We start from the raw sequence: 23,524 nt of genomic DNA, 5'->3' as shown, positions 1-23,524 counted from the left end.
GTTTACAAAACCGCTGCTCTACCGCTGAGCTAAACCGGCCCGGTGACGGGTGTAGTGAGGACCGCACCCGCCGGTCAAGCGCGGATCGCGCAGATTTCCGCAATCGATCGCTTTTCCCTCCGCTGCCGCTTTGGCCGTGCGCGGGGAGGGCGGCGGGGTGGAATCACGCGGGAGGCGTTGGCTCGCGCGTGATTCGCAGTCGTGCCCGCCTCAGGCGGTGGGCGTGCCGAGATGGCGGTGGGCCAGGTAGAGCGACAGCACCGCCGCGTTGGAGACGTTGAGGCTCTTGATCGCGCCAGGCATGTCGAGCCGGGCGACGACGTCGCAGCGGTCGCGCGTCAGACGGCGCAGGCCCTTGCCTTCCGCGCCCAGCACGAGGGCGATCCGGTCGCCCTGCATGCCGTCCTCGATCGAGGTCGTGCCTTCGCTGTCGAGGCCGACGCAGGTGTAGCCCATGTCGCGGAGATCGGTGAGCGCGGTTGCGAGATTCGGCACCTCGATCATCGCGATGTGCTCGAGCGCGCCGGATGCCGACTTGGCGAGCACGCCGGTCTCGGTCGGGGCGTGGCGGCCTGTGGTGACCAGCGCATCGGCGCCGAACGCCACGGCCGAGCGCAGGATCGCGCCGACATTATGCGGATCCGTCACCTGGTCGAGCACGACGACGAGGCGGGCGTCGCCGAGCGCGTCGAGATCGAGCGGCTCCAGAGGTGCGACTTCGACGGCGACGCCCTGATGCACCGCCTCGGCGCCGAGCAGTTTGTCGAGATCGCGCGGCGACGCGTCCTTGAGGCCGGCGGGGAGGGAGGCGCCCTCCTCGACGAGCCGTGCTGCGGCATTCTGCGTCGCCAGCAGCGTCAAAACCTTGCGCCGGGGATTCGAAAGCACCGCTGCCACGGCGTGGATGCCATATATCCACAGCTGATCGGGCCGGCGTTCGGCCGGCGCGTTGGAGCCGAAACGGCGTTGGCCGTGTTGGCCGGGCTTGCCCTTGCCGCCCCGGAAATGGCCGGGTTGCCGCGGGGATTTGCTATGTTTGTTTTCGTCGGTCATGCCCCGCTTATACGGGCGGCGCGCGAAACCGGCAATCGAACCGGCCGCCGGATTCGGGCCCATGCACCGAAGCCGTGGAAGTTGGTTGGATATGCGTTGACAGGGCCGGGCAAGGTCGCCATAAGACGCCCATCGAACGACCCGCCCGGCGGGTTCGTCCGGTGACTGCCTGAACGGTAACGCTCTGCCGAAGTGATTTGGAGGAGTGCCCGAGTGGTTAAAGGGGACGGACTGTAAATCCGTTGGCTTAGCCTACGTTGGTTCGAATCCAACCTCCTCCACCATTTCGACGGAACGTTAGCGTGCGGGTGTAGCTCAATGGTAGAGCAGCAGCCTTCCAAGCTGAATACGAGGGTTCGATTCCCTTCACCCGCTCCATCAACTGAGCCTTGCGCTTCTGGCGCGATCTGAGCGCGTTGCGCAGCGGTTTGATGGTGCAGTTCGAGCCGTCCGGCTCGTAGGAACGAGACGACAGGAAGCGACGTCGATGGCAAAAGAGAAATTCCAGCGCAACAAGCCGCACTGCAACATTGGCACGATCGGCCACGTTGACCACGGCAAGACCTCGCTGACCGCGGCGATCACCAAGGTGCTCGCGAAGACCGGTGGCGCGACGTTCAAGGCGTATGACCAGATCGACGCCGCCCCGGAAGAGCGCGCTCGCGGCATCACGATCTCGACGGCGCACGTCGAGTACGAGACGCAGAACCGTCACTACGCCCACGTCGACTGCCCCGGCCACGCCGACTACGTCAAGAACATGATCACCGGCGCGGCCCAGATGGACGGCGCGATCCTGGTCGTGTCGGCCGCCGACGGCCCGATGCCGCAGACCCGCGAGCACATCCTGCTCGCCCGCCAGGTCGGCGTTCCGGCGCTCGTCGTGTTCCTGAACAAGTGCGACCTGGTCGACGATCCGGAGCTGCTCGAGCTCGTCGAGCTTGAGGTCCGCGAGCTGCTGTCGTCCTACGACTTCCCGGGCGATGACATTCCGATCATCAAGGGTTCGGCCGTCGTGGCCCTGCAGGATGGCGACGCCAAGCTCGGCGAAGACGCGATCCTCGAGCTGATGACCGCTGTGGATGCCTACATCCCGCAGCCGGAGCGTCCGATCGACCAGCCGTTCCTGATGCCGATCGAAGACGTGTTCTCGATCTCGGGTCGCGGCACCGTGGTGACCGGCCGCGTCGAGCGCGGCATCGTCAAGGTCGGCGAGGAAGTCGAGATCGTCGGCATCCGTCCGACCGTCAAGTCGACCTGCACCGGCGTCGAGATGTTCCGCAAGCTGCTCGACCAGGGCCAGGCCGGCGACAACATCGGCGCGCTGCTTCGCGGCATCGACCGTGAAGGCGTCGAGCGCGGCCAGATCCTGTGCAAGCCGGGTTCGGTCACGCCGCACACCGTGTTCAAGGCCGAGGCCTACATCCTGACGAAGGAAGAGGGTGGCCGTCACACGCCGTTCTTCACCAACTACCGTCCGCAGTTCTACTTCCGCACGACCGACGTGACGGGCGTGGTGACGCTGCCGGAAGGCGTCGAGATGGTGATGCCGGGCGACAACATCTCGGTGAATGTCGAGCTGATCGTCCCGATCGCCATGGAAGAGAAGCTGCGCTTCGCCATCCGTGAAGGCGGTCGTACCGTCGGCGCCGGCGTCGTCGCCAGCATCATTAAGTGATGCAAGTCCGACGCGGGTCTGCTAAGTAGCGGAGCGTCGTCGGAAAGGTTTTGAAAAGGGCCGGAAACAGCCCTTTTCTCCGGTAGGGGTATAGCTCAGCTGGTAGAGCGACGGTCTCCAAAACCGTAGGTCGTAGGTTCGAATCCTACTGCCCCTGCCAATTTAACACTTGAGGAATCGATTGATCGGTTCTATGTAACGCTTCCCAGCGGGGTGCGCAGACAGATGTTTGCGCGCCCGCAAGCCGTGAGCGGGTAATGGCCACCAAAACTAATCCATTTACGTTCCTCCAGCAGGTTCGTGCGGAGGTATCGAAGGTCGTATGGCCGTCGCGTCGCGAAACCGCGATCACGACCGTCATGGTCTTCGTTATGGCCGTGCTGGCGAGCCTGTTTTTCACGGTCGCCGATTTCGGTCTGAGCTGGGGCGTGTCGTTCCTGCTCGGCCTCGGCCGATAGGACGGAGGCTGGCCCATTGGATAAGCGCTGGTATATCGTTCACGCCTATTCGAACTTCGAGAAGAAGGTGGCTGAATCGATCCGCGAGCAGGCGGTTCAGCGCGGTCTGGCCGATCTCTTCGACGAGATCCTGGTGCCGACCGAGAAGGTCGTCGAGGTGCGCCGCGGCCGCAAGGTCGACGCGGAGCGCAAATTCTTCCCGGGTTACGTACTCGTGAAGATGGCGCTGACCGATGACGCCTATCATCTGATCAAGAACACGCCGAAGGTCACGGGCTTCCTGGGCTCGGACAACCGGCCGATGCCGATTTCCGAATCCGAGGCCAACCGCATCATCCATCAGGTGCAGGAAGGCGTGGAGCGGCCGAAGCCGTCCGTCAGTTTCGAGGTCGGCGAGCAGGTCCGCGTGTCGGACGGCCCGTTCGCTTCGTTCAATGGTCTCGTCGAGGAAGTCGACGAGGTTCGCGCGCGGCTCAAGGTCGCCGTATCGATTTTCGGGCGCGCCACTCCGGTGGAGCTCGAATACGGTCAGGTCGAGAAGGTCTGATCGTCGGCGTGGGAGGATGCGGCGCTCGCCAGGTGTCGCCATCCGGACCACGCCATTCCTGCCAGCTGCGGCTGGCAACCGGCCGATGTGATGTCGGCCTACCTCGTCGGCGGGTTGCCGACATGGGAAAGGAACAGAAATGGCAAAGAAGGTTGCAGGCTACCTGAAGCTTCAGGTCAAGGCCGGCTCGGCGACCCCGTCGCCGCCGATCGGCCCCGCGCTCGGCCAGCGCGGCATCAACATCATGGAATTCTGCAAGTCGTTCAACGCGCAGACCCAGGAAATGGAAAAGGGCTCCCCGGTTCCGGTGGTCATCACCTACTACCAGGACAAGTCCTTCACCTTCGTGATGAAGACGCCGCCGGTGAGCTTCCTCCTGAAGAAGGCCGCCGGTCTTGACAAGGGCGCGACGACCCCGGGCAAGGGTGCTGCCGCCGGCTCGGTCACGCATGCCCAGTGCGTCGAGATCGCGACGAAGAAGATGAAGGATCTGAACGCCGAGGATATCGAAGCGGCGGCTCGGATGGTCGAAGGTTCCGCCCGGTCCATGGGCCTCACGGTGGTCGCCTGATCATGGCTAAGCACGGCAAGCGCGTTATCAACGCCCGCGAGGGCATCGATCGCAACAAGCTCTATCCGATCAGCGTCGCTGTGGCGCTCATCAAGGATCGCGCGACGGCGAAGTTCGACGAGACCATCGAGGTTGCCCTCAACCTCGGCGTCGATCCGCGCCATGCGGACCAGATGGTCCGCGGCGTCTGCAACCTGCCGAACGGCTCCGGCCGTACGGTCCGCGTCGCGGTTTTCGCACGCGGCGCCAAGGCTGAAGAGGCCAAGGCAGCGGGTGCGGACATCGTCGGCGCCGAGGATCTGCTCGAGATCGTCCAGGGCGGCACGATCGACTTCGATCGCTGCATCGCGACCCCGGACATGATGCCGCTGGTCGGCCGTCTCGGTAAGGTGCTCGGCCCGCGCGGCCTGATGCCCAACCCGAAGGTCGGCTCGGTGACCATGGATGTCGCCACCGCCGTCAAGGGCGCCAAGGGCGGCTCGGTCGAGTTCCGCGTCGAGAAGGCTGGCATCATCCACGCCGGCATCGGCAAGGCGAGCTTCGACACCGAGAAGCTGGTCCAGAACATCAAGGCCTTCGTGGACGCCGTCCAGAAGGCCCGCCCGACCGGCGCGAAGGGCACGTACCTTCAGAAGGTCGCCGTCTCCTCGACCATGGGCCCCGGCGTCCATGTCGATCCGGCGACGACGCTCAACGCCTGAGGCGTCGAAATCTCCGCCCGGTAGAACGGGCGGCAAGATGGCCGGCGGTGGGTTCGCCCTCCGCCCGGTCGATACCTGTCCGAGACTGCAGGGGCCGGCTCGCCGGCTTAATCTCCTGCATAGACGGGGGGAAGAAGGATTTTCCGGTTTCGGCCGGTTGTCAGTTCGAACCTCTTTGACCCGAAGTCCGCAAGGGCGGCTGGGGGACAGGTACGCAGCGCCGCGACCCGACTTCGGAGCGCGGCATACGTAACCGGCGGATCCGGCCGAAAGGCCGCCCGCCAACTGGAGAGAGGCAAGTGGAAAGAGCGGAAAAGCGCGAACTTGTCTCGACGATGAACGAGGCCTTCCAGGAGACCAACGTCGTCGTCGTGGCACACTATGCCGGCCTCACCGTCGCTGAGCTGACTGCCCTTCGTGGCAAGGCTCGCGTCGCCGGGGTCAGCGTAAAGGTCGCAAAGAACCGCCTCGTCAAGCTCGCCCTTCAAGGCACGGACTCTGCCCACATTTCGGACCTGTTCACGGGTCCGACGATCGTCGCCTATTCCGACGATCCGGTGGCAGCGCCCAAGGTCGTGTCCGATTTCGCCAAGACGAATGACAAGCTCGTCATTCTCGGCGGCGCGATGGGCAAGACCAATCTGGATCCGAACGGCGTCAAGGCTCTCGCCACGCTGCCGTCGCTGGACGAACTGCGCGGCAAGCTGATCGGTCTGCTTCAGGCCCCGGCTACCAAGGTCGCGACGGTCGTCAGCGCACCGGCGGCGCAGCTCGCCCGCGTGTTCGGCGCCTATGCCAAGAAGGATGAAGCGGCGTAGGCCGTTTTCAACCCAACCCAAGTTCGAACTGATAGGAATATAAAATGGCTGATCTTGCAAAGATTGTGGACGACCTGTCCGCCCTGACCGTCCTCGAGGCTGCCGAGCTGTCGAAGCTCCTCGAAGAGAAGTGGGGCGTTTCGGCTGCGGCTCCGGTCGCTGTCGCTGCTGCTGCTGGTGGCGCTGCCCCGGCTGCTGCCGTCGAAGAGAAGACCGAGTTCGACGTCATCCTCGTGGATGCCGGCGCGAACAAGATCAACGTGATCAAGGAAGTCCGCGCGATCACCGCCCTCGGCCTCAAGGAAGCCAAGGACCTGGTCGAAGCCGCTCCGAAGGCCGTCAAGGAAGGCGTCTCGAAGGACGAGGCTGCCAAGCTCAAGACCCAGCTCGAGGGCGCAGGCGCCAAGGTCGACGTCAAGTAAGTCGACTGAATTCTGCCGGCCCCGGGTTACCGGGGCCGGTTTTCATCCTGGTCCAGAAGGACCACTATCCAGAGAGCCGCGCCCAAGCGCGGCTGAACGGCTTTCCGGATAGCTGTTCTTGAACGTAAAAAAGGAGCGAACATGGCCCTGGAATTCACCGGTCGTAAGCGCATCCGCAAGGTCTTCGGGTCCATCGGCGACGTCGCCGAGATGCCGAACCTCATCGAGGTTCAGAAGGCGTCTTACGACCAATTCCTCATGGTCGAGGAAATGAAGGGCGGACGTCCGGACGAAGGTTTGCAGGCCGTCTTCAAATCCGTTTTCCCGATCTCGGACTTCTCGAACACGGCGTTGCTCGAGTTCGTCCGTTATGATTTCGACCCGCCGAAGTACGACGTCGACGAGTGCCGCCAGCGCGGCATCACCTTCTCGGCGCCGCTCAAGGTCACGCTCCGGCTGATCGTGTTCGATGTCGACGAAGACACCGGCGCGAAGTCCGTCAAGGACATCAAGGAGCAGGAAGTCTACATGGGCGAAATGCCGCTCATGACTTCCAACGGCACCTTCATCGTCAACGGCACCGAGCGCGTGATCGTCTCGCAGATGCACCGCTCGCCGGGCGTCTTCTTCGATCACGACAAGGGCAAGACCCATTCTTCGGGCAAGCTCCTGTTCGCCGCCCGCATCATCCCGTATCGCGGTTCCTGGCTCGATATCGAGTTCGACGCCAAGGACATCGTCTATGCGCGCATCGACCGTCGCCGCAAGATTCCGGTGACGTCGCTGATGTTCGCCCTCGGCATGGACGGCGAAGAGATCCTCGACACCTTCTATTCGAAGATCGTCTACTCCAAGGTCGGCGACGGCTGGCGCATGCCGTATGATCCGGCGCGCATGAAGGGCATGAAGGCGGCGATGGACCTCATCGACGCCGACACCGGCGAAGTCGTCGTCGAGGCCGGCAAGAAGCTGACCGCGCGCGCCGCCCGCCAGCTGGCGGAGAAGGGCGTCAAGGCGCTGAAGGTTCTCGACGAGGACCTGCACGGCACCTATGTCGCCGAGGACATCGTCAACCCGTCCACGGGCGAGGTCTATGCCGAGGCCGGTGACGAGATCAGCGAGAAGCTGCTCCAGATTCTGGACGACGCGGGCTTCGACGAAGTCACGGTTCTCGACATCGACCACATCAATGTCGGCGCCTATATCCGCAACACGCTCGCCGTGGACAAGAACGAGTCGCGCGAAGACGCGCTGTTCGACATCTACCGCGTGATGCGCCCGGGCGAGCCGCCGACCGTCGACACCGCGACCGCGATGTTCCAGTCGCTGTTCTTCGACAGCGAGCGCTACGACCTGTCGGCCGTCGGCCGCGTCAAGATGAACATGCGCCTCGACTTGACGGCCGAGGACACCGTGCGCGTGCTCCGCAAGGAGGACATTCTCGGGGTCATCAAGACGCTCGTCGAACTGCGCGACGGCCAGGGCGAGATCGACGACATCGACAATCTCGGCAATCGCCGCGTGCGTTCGGTCGGCGAGCTGATGGAGAACCAGTACCGCGTCGGCCTGCTCCGCATGGAGCGCGCGATCAAGGAGCGCATGTCGTCGGTCGAGATCGGCAACGTCATGCCGCAGGACCTGATCAATGCGAAGCCGGCGGCGGCCGCCGTGCGCGAGTTCTTCGGCTCGTCGCAGCTGTCGCAGTTCATGGACCAGACCAACCCGCTGTCGGAAATCACCCACAAGCGCCGTCTCTCGGCGCTTGGCCCGGGCGGTCTGACGCGCGAGCGCGCCGGCTTCGAGGTGCGCGACGTGCATCCGACGCATTACGGCCGTATCTGCCCGATCGAGACGCCGGAAGGCCCGAACATCGGTCTGATCAACTCGCTGGCCACGTTCGCCCGCGTCAACAAGTACGGCTTCATCGAGAGCCCGTACCGGCGCGTCAAGGACGGCGTCGCGACGATGGAGATCATCTATCTGTCGGCGATGGAAGAGTCGAAGTACTACGTCGCCCAGGCGAGCGTGGAACTCGATCCGGCCGGCAAGCTGGTCGAGGACCTGATCATCTGCCGTCACTCCGGCGAAAACGTCATGGTCACGCCGGACCGCGTCGACTTCATGGACGTGTCGCCGAAGCAGGTGATCTCGGTCGCCGCGGCGCTGATCCCGTTCCTTGAGAACGACGACGCCAACCGCGCCCTCATGGGCTCGAACATGCAGCGCCAGGCGGTGCCGCTCGTTCGCGCCGAGGCGCCGTTCGTCGGCACGGGCATGGAATCGGTCGTGGCGCGTGATTCCGGCGCCGCCATCGCGGCTCGCCGCGGCGGCGTCGTCGACCAGGTCGACGCGACCCGTATCGTTATCCGCGCGACGGAGGACCTTGATCCTTCGAAGTCGGGTGTCGATATCTATCGTCTGATGAAGTTCCAGCGTTCGAACCAGTCGACCTGCATCAACCAGCGGCCGCTCGTCCGCGTGGGCGATCGCGTCGGCAAGGGCGACATCCTGGCGGACGGCCCGTCGACGGATCTTGGCGATCTGGCGCTCGGCCGGAACGTGCTCGTCGCGTTCATGCCGTGGAATGGCTACAACTTCGAGGACTCGATCCTCCTGTCCGAGCGCATCGTGTCGGATGACGTCTTCACCTCGATCCACATCGAGGAGTTCGAGGTCATGGCGCGCGATACCAAGCTCGGTCCGGAAGAAATCACGCGCGACATTCCGAACGTTTCGGAAGAGGCGCTGAAGAACCTCGACGAAGCCGGCATCGTCTACATCGGCGCCGACGTGCAGCCGGGCGACATCCTCGTCGGCAAGATCACGCCGAAGGGCGAAAGCCCGATGACGCCGGAAGAGAAGCTTCTGCGCGCCATCTTCGGCGAGAAGGCCTCCGACGTCCGCGACACCTCGCTTCGCGTCCCGCCGGGCGTTACCGGCACCATCGTGGAAGTGCGCGTCTTCAACCGCCATGGCGTGGAGAAGGACGAGCGCGCGATGGCGATCGAGCGCGAGGAGATCGAGCGTCTCGCCAAGGACCGCGACGACGAGCAGGCCATCCTGGACCGCAACGTCTATGGCCGCCTGATCGACATGTTCGAGGGCAAGACCGCTTCCAGCGGCCCGAAGAACTTCAAGAAGGACACCGTGCTGTCGCGCGATGTCATCGAGGAGTATCCGCGGTCGCAGTGGTGGCAGTTCGCTTTCGCCGACGAAAAGGTCATGGGCGAGATCGAGGCTCTGCGCGGATCCTATGACGAGAGCCGCAAGCGGCTGGAGAAGCGCTTCATCGACAAGGTCGAGAAGCTGCAGCGCGGCGACGAGCTGCCTCCGGGCGTGATGAAGATGGTCAAGGTCTTCGTCGCGGTGAAGCGCAAGATCCAGCCGGGCGACAAGATGGCCGGCCGTCACGGCAACAAGGGCGTCGTGTCGCGGATCACCCCGATCCAGGACATGCCGTTCCTCGAGGACGGTACGCATGTCGACATCGTGCTGAACCCGCTTGGCGTGCCGAGCCGCATGAACGTCGGCCAGATCCTGGAGACGCATCTGGGCTGGGCTTGCGCGGGCATGGGCCTGAAGATCGGCAAGATGCTCGAGGACTACAAGAAGACGGGCGACGTCAAGCCGCTCCGCCTGACCCTCGACGGCATCTACAACGGTCCGAAGGACGAGCCTGTCGCGGAGCTGGACGATGAATCGGTCGTCCGGATGAGCGAGCATCTGAAGAAGGGCGTCTCGATTGCGACGCCGGTCTTCGACGGTGCGCGCGAGCCGGACATCGTCGAGATGCTGAATGACGCGGGGCTGCATGCCTCGGGCCAGTCGGTGCTCTATGACGGCCGTACCGGTGAGGCCTTCGACCGCAAGGTGACCGTGGGCTACATCTACATGCTCAAGCTGCACCACCTGGTGGACGACAAGATCCACGCCCGTTCGATCGGCCCGTACTCGCTCGTTACCCAGCAGCCGTTGGGCGGCAAGGCGCAGTTCGGCGGTCAGCGCTTCGGCGAAATGGAGGTCTGGGCTCTCGAGGCCTATGGCGCCGCCTACACGCTGCAGGAGATGCTGACGGTGAAGTCGGACGACGTGGCCGGCCGTACCAAGGTCTACGAGGCGATCGTCCGCGGCGACGACACGTTCGAGGCCGGTATTCCGGAATCGTTCAACGTGCTGGTCAAGGAAATGCGGTCGCTCGGCCTCGACGTCGAGCTCAACCAGTCCAAGCGCGCCTTGGATGCGGAGGCCGGCGAGAGCTTGCCGGACGCGGCGGAGTAATCCGTCGCGTCAATCGGTGAGCCCATTCAGTTTACATGCGGTGGGCCGGGATGAGCGATGTGCTCGACCGGCCACCGGCATCGAAGGAGATCGGCGATGAATCAAGAAGTCGCGAACATCTTCAATCCGCTGGCGCAGCCGGCACAGAACTTCGACCAGATCCGCATCCATATTGCGAGCCCTGAGAAGATTCTGTCCTGGTCGTATGGCGAGATCAAAAAGCCGGAAACGATCAACTACCGGACCTTCAAGCCCGAGCGCGACGGCCTGTTCTGCGCGCGCATCTTCGGGCCGATCAAGGACTACGAGTGCTTGTGCGGCAAGTACAAGCGCATGAAGTACAAGGGCATCATCTGCGAGAAGTGCGGCGTTGAAGTCACGCTCGCGCGCGTTCGTCGTGACCGCATGGGCCACATCGAGCTCGCGGCGCCCGTCGCGCACATCTGGTTCCTGAAGTCGCTTCCGTCGCGCATCGGCATGCTGATGGACATGACGCTCAAGGATCTGGAGCGCATTCTCTATTTCGAGAACTACGTCGTCATCGAGCCGGGCCTCACCCCGCTGAAGGAGCGTCAGCTCCTGTCGGAGGAAGAGTACCTGCGCGCCCAGGACGAATATGGTGACGACTCGTTCACCGCCATGATCGGCGCGGAAGCCATCCGCGAGATGATGATGGCGCTCGACCTGCCGAAGCTCGCCGCGGACCTCCGCGAAGAGATCGCCACCTCGACCTCGGAGCTGAAGCCGAAGAAGCTCGGCAAGCGCCTGAAGCTGGTGGAAGCGTTCATCGAATCCGGCAACCGTCCGGAATGGATGATCATGACCGTCATCCCGGTCATCCCGCCGGATCTTCGCCCGCTCGTTCCGCTCGACGGCGGCCGCTTCGCGACCTCCGATCTGAACGACCTGTACCGCCGCGTCATCAACCGCAACAATCGTCTGAAGCGGCTGATCGAACTGCGCGCGCCGGACATCATCATCCGCAACGAGAAGCGCATGCTTCAGGAAGCGGTCGATGCGCTGTTCGACAACGGCCGTCGCGGCCGCGTCATCACCGGCGCCAACAAGCGTCCGCTGAAGTCGCTCTCCGACATGCTGAAGGGCAAGCAGGGCCGCTTCCGCCAGAACCTGCTCGGCAAGCGCGTCGACTATTCCGGCCGTTCGGTCATCGTGGTCGGCCCGGAGATGAAGCTGCACCAGTGCGGCCTGCCGAAGAAGATGGCTCTCGAGCTGTTCAAGCCGTTCATCTACTCGCGCCTCGACGCCAAGGGCTTCTCCTCCACGGTGAAGCAGGCGAAGAAGCTCGTGGAGAAGGAGCGGCCGGAAGTCTGGGATATCCTGGATGAGGTCATCCGCGAGCATCCGATCCTTCTGAACCGCGCTCCGACGCTTCACCGCCTCGGCATCCAGGCCTTCGAGCCGGTGCTGATCGAAGGCAAGGCGATCCAGCTGCATCCGCTCGTCTGCTCGGCCTTCAACGCCGACTTCGACGGCGACCAGATGGCCGTGCACGTCCCGCTGTCGCTCGAAGCGCAGCTGGAAGCGCGCGTGCTGATGATGTCGACCAACAACATCCTGCACCCCGCGAACGGCCAGCCGATCATCGTGCCGTCGCAGGACATCGTTCTCGGCCTCTACTATCTGTCGATCATGGCGGAGAAGGAGCCGGGCGAGGGCATGTTGCTGAGCTCGATCGCCGAGATCGAGCATGCGCTGGCCGCCAAGGCGATCACGCTGCACACCAAGATCCGCGGTCGCTATCGTGGCATCGACGCGGACGGCAACGTCACGTCGAAGATCTACGACACGACACCGGGCCGCCTGCTGATCGGCGAACTGCTGCCGAAGCACCCGAACCTGCCCTTCGACGTCGTCAACAAGCTGATGACCAAGAAGGAAGTTTCGAACACGATCGACGCCGTCTACCGCCATTGCGGTCAGAAGGAGACGGTCATTTTCTGCGATCGCATCATGGCGCTCGGCTTCCGCGAAGCCTGCCGCGCGGGCATTTCGTTCGGCAAGGACGACATGGTCATCCCGCCGACCAAGGCCAAGCTGGTCGAGGAGACCCAGGCGCTCGCGAAGGATTACGAGCAGCAGTACAATGACGGCCTGATCACCTTCGGTGAGAAGTACAACAAGGTCGTCGACGCCTGGGCGAAGTGCGGCGACGCCGTCGCCGCCGAGATGATGAAGGGCATTTCCGCCGTTCAGTACGACGCGGAAACCGGTCGTCAGAAGCCGATGAACTCGGTCTACATGATGAGCCATTCGGGCGCCCGTGGTTCGCCGACCCAGATGAAGCAGCTGGCCGGCATGCGCGGTCTGATGACCAAGCCGTCGGGCGAGATCATCGAGAACCCGATCATCTCGAACTTCAAGGAAGGCCTGACCGTTCTCGAGTACTTCAACTCGACCCACGGTGCCCGTAAGGGTCTGGCCGACACCGCGCTGAAGACCGCGAACTCGGGTTACCTGACGCGTCGTCTCGTCGACGTGGCGCAGGACTGCATCATCATTGCCAAGGACTGCGGTACGACCAACGGCCTGAAGATGCAGGCGGTGATCGACAGCGGTCAGGTGGTGGCGTCGCTCGGCCTGCGCATCCTCGGCCGTACGGCCGCGGAGGACGTGGTGTCCGGCGCGACCGGCGAGCTGCTGGTTCCGGCCGGCAAGCTGATCGAGGAGCCCGATGTCGATCGCATCGAGAAGGCCGGCGTACAGGCGGTTAAGATCCGCTCGGTGCTGACCTGCGATACCAAGATCGGCGTCTGCGCGGCCTGCTACGGCCGCGACCTGGCGCGCGGCACGACCGTCAACATGGGCGAGGCCGTCGGCGTCATCGCGGCGCAGTCGATCGGCGAGCCCGGCACGCAGCTCACCATGCGCACGTTCCACATCGGTGGCACGGCGCAGGTGGTCGACTCGTCCTTCATCGAGTCGAGCTTCGAAGGCACGGTCACGATGCGTAACCGCAACGTGGTCCGCGACTCGAGCGGCAAGCTCGTGGCCCTCGGCCGCAACATGGCGATCGTGATCGTCGACAAGGACGGAACCGAGCGTGCGGTCAACCGCATCACCTATGGTTCGCGCCTGCATGTCGACGAGGGCGATCAGGTCAAGCGCGGTCAGCGTCTGGCGGAATGGGACCCCTATACCCGTCCGGTGCTGACCGAAGTCTCGGGCACGATCGGCTACGAGGACATGGTCGAAGGTATCTCGATCGCCGAGACGGCCGACGAGTCGACGGGCATCACCAAGCGCGTCGTCATCGACTGGCGCGCCAACCCGCGCGGCGGCGACCTGAAGCCGGCGATCGTGATCAAGGGCAAGGACGGCAAGGTGCTGAAGCTCGCCCGCGGTGGCGAAGCCCGGTACATGCTGTCGGTCGAGACCATTCTCTCGGTTGATCCGGGTTCGACGGTCCACGCCGGTGACGTGCTGGCACGTATTCCGACGGAAGGCGCCAAGACGCGCGACATCACGGGCGGTCTGCCGCGCGTGGCGGAGCTGTTCGAGGCCCGTCGTCCGAAGGATCACGCCATCATCGCCGAGATGGACGGCACGATCCGCTTCGGTCGCGACTACAAGAACAAGCGTCGCGTCATCGTCGAGCCGGCCGAAGGTGCGGTTGGTCAGGATGGCGAGCTGCTGGAGCCGATCGAGTACCTGATCCCGAAGGGCAAGCCGTTCCATCTCCAGGAAGGTGACGCCGTGGAGAAGGGCGACTACATCATGGACGGCAACCCGGCGCCGCATGACATTCTGGCGATCAAGGGCGTGGAGGCACTTGCGGCCTACCTCGTCAACGAAATCCAGGACGTCTACCGGTTGCAGGGCGTGCAGATCAACGACAAGCACATCGAGGTGATCGTTCGCCAGATGCTGCAGAAGGTCGAGATCTACGACGCCGGCGAGACGGAGTTCTTCACCGGCGAGCAGATCGACCGGCTGGAGTTCGACCTGGTGAACGACAAGGCCAAGGCCGAGGGCAAGAAGCCTGCCGCCGGCAACCCGGTCCTGCTCGGCATCACCAAGGCCAGCCTGCAGACGCGGTCGTTCTTCTCGGCTGCCTCGTTCCAGGAGACGACCCGCGTCCTCACCGAGGCGGCCGTCAACGGCAAGGTCGATCCGCTCGATGGTCTCAAGGAGAACATCATCGTCGGTCGTCTGATCCCGGCCGGTACGGGTGGCACGATGGGTCGCATCCGCGAGATCGCTACCAAGCGCGACGATCTCATCCTCGAGGAGCGTCGGCGCTCCTCGGCGGGGTCGGCCCCGGCCCAGGCCCCTGCGGGCCTGCTCGGAGACCTGACCAACGCTGCCGAGTAACAGGCGCGTCGCATCGAATGAAAGGCCGCCTTCGGGCGGCCTTTTTTCGTGGCGCAGATGTCGCGGTCCCGGAGATTCGTCCCGCAGGCCCCTGCGGCAGCGCATCTGTCACAGGGATCCGCTAGGGTGATGCCGATCTCGGGCGGCCGGGCGTTTACGCGCGGGGAATATCGCGGGTTGCGCATTGGCTGCGCGCTCGCATAGAGAGTTCGAGTAGATAATTGGGCCACGTCCTGCTTGCGCGGAGCGGCGGTGCCTTCGTTGACCAGGCTGTTCGTCCTTTTCGGGGGTAGCTCCACTTGCGTAGCGTGATGGTTTGGATCCGGACGGGCGTGACGAGCCTGGTTCTCGTCGGGCTGCTTGCCGGTTGCGGCGGCCGGCCGAAGGACGTTCTGCTGCCGGTTGCCGTCACGGCGCCGATTCCGGGCAGCAGCACGGTCGACATGATGGTGGCGACGACGCGCCAGCGGTCGAACGTTCCGGGCGAGATCTTCACCGGCGAGCGTGGCCGGGCCATCGACTTCGCCAATATGGTCGTCTCGATCCCGCCGGATAATGTCCGCAAGAAGGGCGACGTGCAGTGGCCGAAGAAGCTGCCCGGCGACCCGACGAAGGATTTCGTCACCCTGAAGGCGCAGGACATGAACCTGAAGCAGGCGAGAGCCTGGTTCAATAGCCGCATAAAGGCGACGCCGAAGCGGCAGGCCCTGGTCTTCATCCATGGCTTCAACAACCGCTTCGAGGATGCCGTCTACCGCTTCGCCCAGATCGTGCATGACTCCGGTTCCGACGTCGTGCCGATCCTCTTCACCTGGCCGTCGCGCGGCAGTGTGCTCGCCTATGGCTACGACCGCGAGAGCAACAACTATTCCCGCGATGCGCTCGAACTGCTGCTGAAGGCGCTGGCCGACGATCCGAACGTCGACGAGGTGTCGATCCTCGCGCACTCGATGGGCAATTGGGTGACGCTGGAAGCGCTGCGTCAGATGGCGATCCGCGACAAGCGCGTGGCGCCAAAGATCAGGAACGTCATGCTGGCCGCGCCGGACGTCGATGTCGACGTGTTCCGCCGCCAGATGGCCGATATCGGCCCGAACGGCCCGCAGGTGACGCTGTTCGTCTCGCAGGACGACCGCGCCCTCAAGGTCTCCCGCCGCGTCTGGGGCAATATCGAGCGCCTCGGCCAGATCAATGTCGCGCAGGAACCGTTTGCGACCGAGATGCAGCAGGACAAGATCACGGTCATCGACCTCACCAAACTGCGTACGGACGACCGGCTCAATCACGCCAAGTTCGCCGCCAGCCCCGAAGTCGTGCAGCTGATCGGCGCCCGCCTGGCCGAGGGCCAGACGATGACGGATTCGAAGTCCGCGTTCGGCGACAGGCTCGTGGCCGTCACCACCGGCGCCGCCGCAAGCGTCGGAACCGCGGCGGGCCTGATCGTGACAGCGCCCGTCGCCATCATCGATCCAGAGACGCGCGAAACCTACAACTCGCAGATCAAGGCGTTCGGCAACACCCTGTCGGACAATGCTGACTCGGCCGGCGCGCTGCTGAAGCCGGCGAGCGGCGTCGCCTACTAGCGCCGCCGGCGGGCGGCCCGCCGCTAGACATGTCGCTTCTGTCATGGAGGCGACATGTCGGTGTCGCTTGGCTGAGACATGGGCGCACTACGACATCGCCGTTCCCTTCGAACGGAGACCTGACCATGTCGCTTCGCCATGCCTTTCTCGCTGGCCTGTCGTTCGTCGCGCTTGCGACCGGCGCTTCCGCCGCCGAGCCCCGCCAGTTCGACGCCGTCCTGAGCCACCATGCCGTCCTGCCGGCCCAGAGCTTTGCGGTTCCGCCGGCGGATGCGCCGGCCGCGCTCAACACCTCCGGCCGTTATACAGGCACGGGCGCCGATCTCGGCCGCCGCTTCGACCGCCTCTATTCGATCTACGATGCCGATACCGGCCTTGCCCGTCCCTTCGCCGGGCAGCCGGTTCAGGGCTTCTCCGGCATCCGCGCGCTCGGCGACGGCACCTACGTCGTCCTGACCGACAACGGCTTCGGCGCCAAGGCGAACTCCGCCGATGCGATGATCATGTTCCACATCGTCAGGCCGGACTGGGAGACGGGCCGCGTCGAGATCGTCAAGACGATCTTCGCCAAGGATCCGAACCGCGTGGTGCCGTTCCGCATCGTCAACGAAAACACCGATAGCCGCTACCTGACCGGCGCAGACTTCGATCCGGAGAGCATCCAGAAGGTGGGTGACAATTTCTGGATCGGCGACGAGTTCGGCCCTTATCTGTTCGAAGTCTCGGCCGACGGCACCGTGCTGAGCCTGAAGGAGACCGTCGTCGACGGCGTCACCTATCGCTCGCCGGACAACTATGGCGTCGTGATGCCGGCCGGTCCCGACAAGCCGCTGCCGGAATTCAACGTTCGCCGCTCGAAGGGCTTCGAGGGCATGGCGCTCTCGACCGACGGCAAGACGCTGCATCCGATGCTCGAGGGCGCGCCGTGGGACGCCAAGGTCGGCAAGTATCTCGAGAAGGGCGGCAAGTCGGTCCTGCCGATCTTCGATTTCGACATCGCGTCGAAAGCCTTTGCCGACAAGGTCCGCTACTATCCGCTCGAGGACTTTGGCAACGCGATTGGCGACTTCAACATGATCGACGCCAACCGCGCCCTCGTGATCGAGCGCGACGGCGGGGCAGGCGACCCGCGCGAGGGCTGGGCGAAGACCCCGGCCAAGTTCAAGCGCATCTATCTGATAGACCTCTCCAAGACCGACGCCGACGGCATCGTTCGCAAGGTCGGTTTCATCGACCTGATGGCTATCAAGGATCCGAATGCCGTTGCCCGTGCCGGCTCGAAGGAAGGCGTCTTCACCTTCCCGTTCGAGACGATCGAGAATGTCGACCGCATCGACGACACCCACATCATCGTCGCCGACGACAACAACTTCCCGTTCTCCGTTGGCCGCGCCAAGGGCAAGGCCGACAACAACGAGTTCATCGTTCTCGAGGTCGCTGACTTCCTCAAGGCCGAGTGACGCGTTTACGCGTCCGACACCATCGTGAAGGGCTGCCCCCGGGCGGCCCTTTTCCTTTTGCGCGGGACCCTCTAGCAGTGACGCTGGGGAAGAACGGATGTCGGCCATGACGGCTGGCCCTTGCGCTTGGGAAGAAGCGCGCCCGGGGAGGGGCTCCTATGAATCGTCTATCTCTTGTCGCTATCGGCCTTGTGGTCATGGCAGGCGGCGCTTTCGCCGAAGAAAGCTATAAGCCGGCCGTGAAGGTGAAGCGGGTCCTCCAAACCACCACCACGACGAGCGGCGATCCGATCCGCTATCCGACTGTGTCGGACCCGGAAGTGCAGACGCTGATCGTCGAGATTCCACCAGGCGCCGAGACCGGCTGGCACACCCATCCGGTGCCGGCCTACGCCTATATCCTGGCCGGGACGATCGAGGTCGACAGCGAGGGCGGCGGGAAGCGAATCTTCAAGGCGGGAGATTCGTTTGCGGAAATGGTCGATCACCGGCATAACGGCCGAGTCGTCGGCGACGAAACCGTTAAAATCCTCATGATCGTAACCGGTCAGAAAGGAGTCGCGTTTTCGGAGCGGACGGCGGCGCCGGACTGAGTCGGTCTGATTCCGGTTTGTTCTCGCTCTGCGGAACCGGCCGGATTTCGAATGTTGCGCCGATGCCGCATCGATCTTGCGGAAAATTGCCGGGCCAGGGCGCTGTTTGGGGATTCCTTACGCGGCGCCAGCCCACGAAAAGAACCCCACGGAGGGGTTGACTGGAACCCTGCGAATAAGTAGGTTCCGCGAGCTTTCAGGCAGGTGGTAAGTGCAGTTTTCCGGCGGCGCCACGTCGCGGAGTTCAAGCTTAGACACTGTCCGAATCGAAACAGAGTTAGAACGACACGCATGATCGCGGTGAACGCCGTGATCCTCTGCTTTTCGTAGCGCCTCCGCGGCAAGCGGTCCGGGCGCTCTTTGTTCATGGTCAGTCGGCTGTGGCGAAGGTGCGGAAAGCGGAAGAGAGAAACAGAACCGTAGGCTAGCTGAAAGGCGAAGCATGCCGACAATTAACCAGCTCATCCGCAAGCCGCGCCAGGCGCCGGCGAAGCGGAACAAGGTTCCGGCGCTGCAGGAGAACCCGCAGAAGCGCGGCGTTTGCACTCGCGTCTATACGACCACGCCGAAGAAGCCGAACTCGGCACTTCGTAAGGTCGCGAAGGTTCGCCTGACCAATGGCTTCGAGGTCATTGGCTACATCCCGGGCGAAGGCCACAACCTGCAGGAGCACTCTGTCGTCATGATCCGTGGCGGCCGCGTCAAGGATCTGCCGGGCGTGCGCTACCACATCCTGCGCGGCGTGCTCGACACCCAGGGTGTCAAGAACCGCAAGCAGCGCCGCTCGAAGTACGGCGCGAAGCGTCCGAAGTAATAGGGAACAGGATCCATGTCCCGTCGCCATAGTGCAGAGAAGCGCGAGATCATCCCGGACCCCAAGTTCGGCGATATCGTCGTCACCAAGTTCATGAATGCCGTCATGTATGACGGCAAGAAGTCTGTCGCCGAGCGCATCGTTTACGGTGCCTTCGACATTATCCAGAACCGCACCAAGCAGGAGCCCGTCGTGGTGTTCCGCCAGGCTCTGGACAACGTCGCGCCGCACATCGAAGTGCGTTCGCGTCGCGTCGGTGGTGCGACCTACCAGGTTCCCGTCGAGGTTCGTTCGGACCGTCGTCAGGCCCTCGCCATCCGTTGGCTCCTCAACGCCGCTCGCGGCCGTAACGAGAAGACCATGGTCGAGCGTCTGTCGGGCGAGCTGCTGGACGCCTCGAACAGCCGCGGCAACGCCGTCAAGAAGCGCGAAGACACGCACCGCATGGCCGAGGCCAATCGCGCGTTCTCGCACTATCGCTGGTAAACGATCGGACAAAGGCAGACCATTATGGCCCGCACGCATAAGATCGAAGACTACCGCAACTTCGGAATCATGGCCCACATCGACGCGGGCAAGACGACGACGACCGAGCGGATTCTGTACTATTCGGGCAAGAGCCATAAGATTGGTGAAGTCCACGACGGCGCTGCAACCATGGATTACATGGAGCAGGAGCAGGAGCGTGGCATCACCATCACCTCTGCCGCGACCACGACGTTCTGGAACGGCAAGCGCCTGAACATCATCGACACCCCCGGCCACGTGGACTTCACGATCGAAGTCGAGCGTTCGCTGCGTGTGCTCGACGGTGCCGTGTGCGTTCTCGATTCGAACCAGGGCGTCGAGCCGCAGACCGAGACCGTCTGGCGTCAGGGCGACAAGTACCGCGTTCCGCGCGTTGTCTTCTGCAACAAGATGGACAAGACCGGCGCCAACTTCGACATGTGCCTGGAGGACATCAAGGTCCGCCTCGGCGCGCGTCCGGTTGCGCTGCAGCTTCCGATCGGCGCTGAGTCCGACTTCAAGGGCATCATCGACCTGGTCACCATGGAGGCCAAGGTCTGGAACAGCGATGTGCAGGGTTCGATGTACGACATCGAAGCGATCCCCGCTCATCTGCAGGAGAAGGCTGAAGAGGCCCGCGCTGCCCTCATCGAGGCTGCCGTCGAGCTCGACGACGCCGCGATGGAAGCCTACCTCGAGGGCAACGAGCCGGACCAGGCGACCCTGAAGTCGCTCATCCGCAAGGCTGTGCTGCACTCGGCCTGGTTCCCGGTCCTCTGCGGCACGGCGTTCAAGAACAAGGGCGTGCAGACGCTGCTCGACGCCGTTGTCGACTACCTGCCGTCCCCGGTCGACGTTCCGCCGACCAAGGGCATCGACCCGAAGACCGAGCTCGAAGTCGAGCGCAAGTCGAGCGACGAAGAGCCGCTTTCGATCCTGGCGTTCAAGATCATCGAAGACCCCTTCGGCGTTCTGACGTTCGCCCGCGTCTATTCGGGCGTGCTGACCAAGGGCACGACGCTGCTCAACTCCACCAAGGAGAAGCGCGAGCGTATCGGCCGCATGGTCGCCATGCATGCGAATTCGCGTGAGGACATCGAAGAGGCCTACGCCGGCGACATCGTCGCTCTGGTCGGCCTCAAGGAGACCCGCACCGGCGACACGCTCTGCGATCCGGCGAACCCCGTCATCCTCGAGAAGATGGAATTCCCCGAGCCGGTCATCGAGATGTCGGTGGAAGTGGCTTCCAAGGCCGACCAGGAGAAGCTGGGCCTCGCCCTGCAGAAGCTGGCGTCCGAGGATCCGTCCTTCCGCGTCTCGACGGACAGCGAGTCCGGCCAGACCATCATCAAGGGCATGGGCGAGCTTCACCTCGACATCAAGATCGACATCCTTCGTCGCGCTCCGTTCAACATCAACGTGAACGTCGGTGCTCCGCAGGTTGCCTATCGCGAGACGATCCGCAAGCAGACCGAAATCGACTACACGCACAAGAAGCAGACCGGTGGTACCGGCCAGTTCGCCCGCGTGAAGTTCGTGGTCGAGCCGAACGAGATCGGCGCCGGCTACACGTTCGAGAACAAGATCATCGGCGGTGTGGTTCCGAAGGAATACATCCCGGGCGTCGAAAAGGGTCTGAACTCGGTGATGAGCTCGGGTCCGATCGCCGGCTTCCCGGTGGTGGACGTCAAGATCTCGCTGATCGACGGTGCCTATCACGAAGTCGACTCGTCGGCGATCGCGTTCGAAATCGCGTCGCGCGCCGCCCTTCGCGAAGGTCTCATGAAGGCCAATCCGGCCCTTCTCGAGCCCGTCATGAAGGTCGAGGTCGTCTCGCCGGAAGAGTATGTGGGTTCGGTTATCGGCGATCTGAATTCTCGCCGCGGCCAGATCCAGGGCCAGGACATGCGCGGCAACGCGAATGTCATCACGGCCTTCGTTCCGCTCGCGAACATGTTCTCCTACGTGAACAACCTGCGCTCCATGAGCCAGGGCCGCGCGAGCTACACGATGCAGTTTGACCATTATGAGCAGGTCCCGCAGGCCGTCGCTCAGGAGGTCCAGGCGAAGTACGCCTAGGCCTTTACGACGCGAAACTGAACCTGCTGACAGATACGACGGAGAATTCCGATGGCAAAAGAGAAATTCCAGCGCAACAAGCCGCACTGCAACATTGGCACGATCGGCCACGTTGACCACGGCAAGACCTCGCTGACCGCGGCGATCACCAAGGTGCTCGCGAAGACCGGTGGCGCGACGTTCAAGGCGTATGACCAGATCGACGCGGCTCCGGAAGAGCGCGCTCGCGGCATCACGATCTCGACGGCGCACGTCGAGTACGAGACGCAGAACCGTCACTACGCCCACGTCGACTGCCCCGGCCACGCCGACTACGTCAAGAACATGATCACCGGCGCGGCCCAGATGGACGGCGCGATCCTGGTCGTGTCGGCCGCCGACGGCCCGATGCCGCAGACCCGCGAGCACATCCTGCTCGCCCGCCAGGTCGGCGTTCCGGCGCTCGTCGTGTTCCTGAACAAGTGCGACCTGGTCGACGATCCGGAGCTGCTCGAGCTCGTCGAGCTCGAAGTCCGCGAGCTGCTGTCGTCCTACGACTTCCCGGGCGATGACATTCCGATCATCAAGGGTTCGGCCGTCGTGGCCCTGCAGGATGGCGACGCCAAGCTCGGCGAAGACGCGATCCTCGAGCTGATGACCGCTGTGGATGCCTACATCCCGCAGCCGGAGCGTCCGATCGACCAGCCGTTCCTGATGCCGATCGAAGACGTGTTCTCGATCTCGGGCCGCGGCACCGTGGTGACCGGCCGCGTCGAGCGCGGCATCGTCAAGGTCGGCGAGGAAGTCGAGATCGTCGGCATCCGTCCGACCGTCAAGTCGACCTGCACCGGCGTCGAGATGTTCCGCAAGCTGCTCGACCAGGGCCAGGCTGGCGACAACATCGGCGCGCTGCTTCGCGGCATCGACCGTGAAGGCGTCGAGCGCGGCCAGATCCTGTGCAAGCCGGGTTCGGTCACGCCGCACACGGTGTTCAAGGCCGAGGCCTACATCCTGACGAAGGAAGAGGGTGGCCGTCACACGCCGTTCTTCACCAACTACCGTCCGCAGTTCTACTTCCGCACGACCGACGTGACGGGCGTGGTGACGCTGCCGGAAGGCGTCGAGATGGTGATGCCGGGCGACAACATCTCGGTGAATGTCGAGCTGATCGTCCCGATCGCCATGGAAGAGAAGCTGCGCTTCGCCATCCGTGAAGGCGGTCGTACCGTCGGCGCCGGCGTCGTCGCCAGCATCATTAAGTAAGTCGGAAGATCCGGACCGGGCGCGCGGATACGTCGCGCGCCCATGTCACCTGAGGACAGAAATCGATGAACGGTCAGAATATCCGGATCCGGCTCAAAGCGTTCGACCATCGCATTCTCGATGCGTCGACGCGTGAGATCGTAAACACGGCGAAGCGTACCGGCGCGCGCGTTGTTGGCCCGGTGCCACTTCCCACGCAGATTGAGAAGTTCACCGTGAATCGGTCGCCGCATATCGACAAGAAGAGCCGTGAGCAGTTCGAGATGCGCACGCATAAGCGTCTTCTCGACATCGTCGACCCCACCCCGCAGACCGTGGACGCGCTGATGAAGCTCGACCTGGCGGCCGGTGTGGACGTCGAAATTAAGCTCTGAGGCGAGCGAGGATA

At 63.7% G+C, this 23,524-nt stretch carries 18 protein-coding genes and 3 tRNA genes; 20 read left to right on the top strand and 1 reads right to left on the bottom strand.

The window, feature by feature from the left end; genetic code table 11:
- Nucleotides 1–210 precede the first annotated feature (210 nt).
- Nucleotides 211–1,053 carry a 23S rRNA (guanosine(2251)-2'-O)-methyltransferase RlmB gene (gene rlmB, locus WFK98_RS11745; protein WP_442907401.1) on the bottom strand — a complete coding sequence of 281 codons (843 nt, stop codon included), beginning with the start codon at nucleotides 1,051–1,053 and terminating at the stop codon, nucleotides 211–213.
- A gap of 199 nt (nucleotides 1,054–1,252) precedes the next feature.
- On the opposite strand from rlmB, the gene WFK98_RS11740 reads away from it, so the two are divergent.
- The 20 genes from WFK98_RS11740 (at nucleotide 1,253) to rpsJ (ending at nucleotide 23,510) form a co-directional block, all read left to right on the top strand.
- A tRNA-Tyr gene (locus WFK98_RS11740) sits at nucleotides 1,253–1,337 on the top strand.
- A 20-nt stretch (nucleotides 1,338–1,357) separates the two neighbouring features.
- A tRNA-Gly gene (locus WFK98_RS11735) sits at nucleotides 1,358–1,431 on the top strand.
- A 109-nt stretch (nucleotides 1,432–1,540) separates the two neighbouring features.
- Entirely contained in the window at nucleotides 1,541–2,731 is a 1,191-nt protein-coding gene (tuf, locus tag WFK98_RS11730) for an elongation factor Tu (RefSeq protein ID WP_336800294.1), read from the top strand.
- A gap of 84 nt (nucleotides 2,732–2,815) precedes the next feature.
- Nucleotides 2,816–2,891 (top strand) — tRNA-Trp (locus tag WFK98_RS11725).
- 97 nt (nucleotides 2,892–2,988) lie between these two features.
- Nucleotides 2,989–3,189: a preprotein translocase subunit SecE gene (gene secE, locus WFK98_RS11720; protein WP_029075548.1), complete on the top strand. Its 201-nt coding sequence runs from the start codon at nucleotides 2,989–2,991 to the stop codon at nucleotides 3,187–3,189.
- 16 nt (nucleotides 3,190–3,205) lie between these two features.
- On the top strand, nucleotides 3,206–3,736 hold the full coding sequence (gene nusG, locus WFK98_RS11715; RefSeq protein ID WP_336800297.1) for a transcription termination/antitermination protein NusG: 531 nt from the start codon (nucleotides 3,206–3,208) through the stop codon (nucleotides 3,734–3,736).
- A gap of 139 nt (nucleotides 3,737–3,875) precedes the next feature.
- Entirely contained in the window at nucleotides 3,876–4,307 is a 432-nt protein-coding gene (gene rplK / locus WFK98_RS11710; RefSeq protein ID WP_266341292.1) for a 50S ribosomal protein L11, read from the top strand.
- 2 nt (nucleotides 4,308–4,309) lie between these two features.
- On the top strand, nucleotides 4,310–5,008 hold the full coding sequence (gene rplA / locus WFK98_RS11705; RefSeq protein ID WP_266341293.1) for a 50S ribosomal protein L1: 699 nt from the start codon (nucleotides 4,310–4,312) through the stop codon (nucleotides 5,006–5,008).
- A gap of 299 nt (nucleotides 5,009–5,307) precedes the next feature.
- Nucleotides 5,308–5,826 carry a 50S ribosomal protein L10 gene (rplJ, locus tag WFK98_RS11700; RefSeq protein WP_420909680.1) on the top strand — a complete coding sequence of 173 codons (519 nt, stop codon included), beginning with the start codon at nucleotides 5,308–5,310 and terminating at the stop codon, nucleotides 5,824–5,826.
- 44 nt (nucleotides 5,827–5,870) lie between these two features.
- Nucleotides 5,871–6,248: a 50S ribosomal protein L7/L12 gene (rplL, locus tag WFK98_RS11695; protein WP_266341294.1), complete on the top strand. Its 378-nt coding sequence runs from the start codon at nucleotides 5,871–5,873 to the stop codon at nucleotides 6,246–6,248.
- 141 nt (nucleotides 6,249–6,389) lie between these two features.
- A complete protein-coding gene (rpoB, locus tag WFK98_RS11690) occupies nucleotides 6,390–10,526 on the top strand; it encodes a DNA-directed RNA polymerase subunit beta (RefSeq protein WP_266341295.1) in 4,137 nt (1,378 codons plus the stop codon).
- A gap of 96 nt (nucleotides 10,527–10,622) precedes the next feature.
- Nucleotides 10,623–14,858, top strand: coding sequence for a DNA-directed RNA polymerase subunit beta' (rpoC, locus tag WFK98_RS11685; RefSeq protein WP_266341296.1), 4,236 nt, complete (start codon nucleotides 10,623–10,625; stop codon nucleotides 14,856–14,858).
- Between the two features lie 311 nt (nucleotides 14,859–15,169).
- Entirely contained in the window at nucleotides 15,170–16,441 is a 1,272-nt protein-coding gene (locus WFK98_RS11680; RefSeq protein WP_266341297.1) for an alpha/beta hydrolase, read from the top strand.
- A 125-nt stretch (nucleotides 16,442–16,566) separates the two neighbouring features.
- Nucleotides 16,567–17,901, top strand: a complete 1,335-nt coding sequence (locus WFK98_RS11675) for an esterase-like activity of phytase family protein (protein WP_336800296.1) — start codon at nucleotides 16,567–16,569, stop codon at nucleotides 17,899–17,901.
- A 158-nt stretch (nucleotides 17,902–18,059) separates the two neighbouring features.
- Complete coding sequence (locus WFK98_RS11670; RefSeq protein ID WP_336800295.1) at nucleotides 18,060–18,494, top strand: cupin domain-containing protein; 435 nt, start codon at nucleotides 18,060–18,062, stop codon at nucleotides 18,492–18,494.
- Nucleotides 18,495–18,936: 442 nt separating this feature from the next.
- Nucleotides 18,937–19,308, top strand: a complete 372-nt coding sequence (gene rpsL, locus WFK98_RS11665; RefSeq protein WP_029075557.1) for a 30S ribosomal protein S12 — start codon at nucleotides 18,937–18,939, stop codon at nucleotides 19,306–19,308.
- Between the two features lie 15 nt (nucleotides 19,309–19,323).
- Nucleotides 19,324–19,794: a 30S ribosomal protein S7 gene (gene rpsG, locus WFK98_RS11660; protein ID WP_266341300.1), complete on the top strand. Its 471-nt coding sequence runs from the start codon at nucleotides 19,324–19,326 to the stop codon at nucleotides 19,792–19,794.
- 24 nt (nucleotides 19,795–19,818) lie between these two features.
- Nucleotides 19,819–21,894 carry an elongation factor G gene (gene fusA, locus WFK98_RS11655; RefSeq protein ID WP_266341301.1) on the top strand — a complete coding sequence of 692 codons (2,076 nt, stop codon included), beginning with the start codon at nucleotides 19,819–19,821 and terminating at the stop codon, nucleotides 21,892–21,894.
- Between the two features lie 51 nt (nucleotides 21,895–21,945).
- Nucleotides 21,946–23,136: an elongation factor Tu gene (gene tuf, locus WFK98_RS11650; RefSeq protein ID WP_336800294.1), complete on the top strand. Its 1,191-nt coding sequence runs from the start codon at nucleotides 21,946–21,948 to the stop codon at nucleotides 23,134–23,136.
- A gap of 65 nt (nucleotides 23,137–23,201) precedes the next feature.
- Entirely contained in the window at nucleotides 23,202–23,510 is a 309-nt protein-coding gene (gene rpsJ, locus WFK98_RS11645; protein ID WP_018184903.1) for a 30S ribosomal protein S10, read from the top strand.
- Nucleotides 23,511–23,524: the final 14 nt, after the last annotated feature.

This window comes from Kaistia sp. MMO-174, from assembly GCF_037147815.1.
GTDB classification, from domain to species: Bacteria; Pseudomonadota; Alphaproteobacteria; order Rhizobiales; family Kaistiaceae; genus Kaistia; species Kaistia nematophila.
The sequence above is the reverse complement of the archived record's forward strand: the minus strand, read 5'-3'. Positions and strand labels throughout refer to the sequence as shown.

Coding starts and splice junctions, on each gene's coding strand:
- rlmB (WP_442907401.1), bottom strand. CDS start 1,053: ATGACCGACGAAAACAAACATAGCAAATCCCCGCGGCAACCCGGCCAT.
- tuf (WP_336800294.1), top strand. CDS start 1,541: ATGGCAAAAGAGAAATTCCAGCGCAACAAGCCGCACTGCAACATTGGC.
- secE (WP_029075548.1), top strand. CDS start 2,989: ATGGCCACCAAAACTAATCCATTTACGTTCCTCCAGCAGGTTCGTGCG.
- rplK (WP_266341292.1), top strand. CDS start 3,876: ATGGCAAAGAAGGTTGCAGGCTACCTGAAGCTTCAGGTCAAGGCCGGC.
- rplA (WP_266341293.1), top strand. CDS start 4,310: ATGGCTAAGCACGGCAAGCGCGTTATCAACGCCCGCGAGGGCATCGAT.
- rplL (WP_266341294.1), top strand. CDS start 5,871: ATGGCTGATCTTGCAAAGATTGTGGACGACCTGTCCGCCCTGACCGTC.
- rpoB (WP_266341295.1), top strand. CDS start 6,390: ATGGCCCTGGAATTCACCGGTCGTAAGCGCATCCGCAAGGTCTTCGGG.
- rpoC (WP_266341296.1), top strand. CDS start 10,623: ATGAATCAAGAAGTCGCGAACATCTTCAATCCGCTGGCGCAGCCGGCA.
- WFK98_RS11680 (WP_266341297.1), top strand. CDS start 15,170: ATGGTTTGGATCCGGACGGGCGTGACGAGCCTGGTTCTCGTCGGGCTG.
- WFK98_RS11675 (WP_336800296.1), top strand. CDS start 16,567: ATGTCGCTTCGCCATGCCTTTCTCGCTGGCCTGTCGTTCGTCGCGCTT.
- WFK98_RS11670 (WP_336800295.1), top strand. CDS start 18,060: ATGAATCGTCTATCTCTTGTCGCTATCGGCCTTGTGGTCATGGCAGGC.
- rpsL (WP_029075557.1), top strand. CDS start 18,937: ATGCCGACAATTAACCAGCTCATCCGCAAGCCGCGCCAGGCGCCGGCG.
- rpsG (WP_266341300.1), top strand. CDS start 19,324: ATGTCCCGTCGCCATAGTGCAGAGAAGCGCGAGATCATCCCGGACCCC.
- fusA (WP_266341301.1), top strand. CDS start 19,819: ATGGCCCGCACGCATAAGATCGAAGACTACCGCAACTTCGGAATCATG.
- tuf (WP_336800294.1), top strand. CDS start 21,946: ATGGCAAAAGAGAAATTCCAGCGCAACAAGCCGCACTGCAACATTGGC.
- rpsJ (WP_018184903.1), top strand. CDS start 23,202: ATGAACGGTCAGAATATCCGGATCCGGCTCAAAGCGTTCGACCATCGC.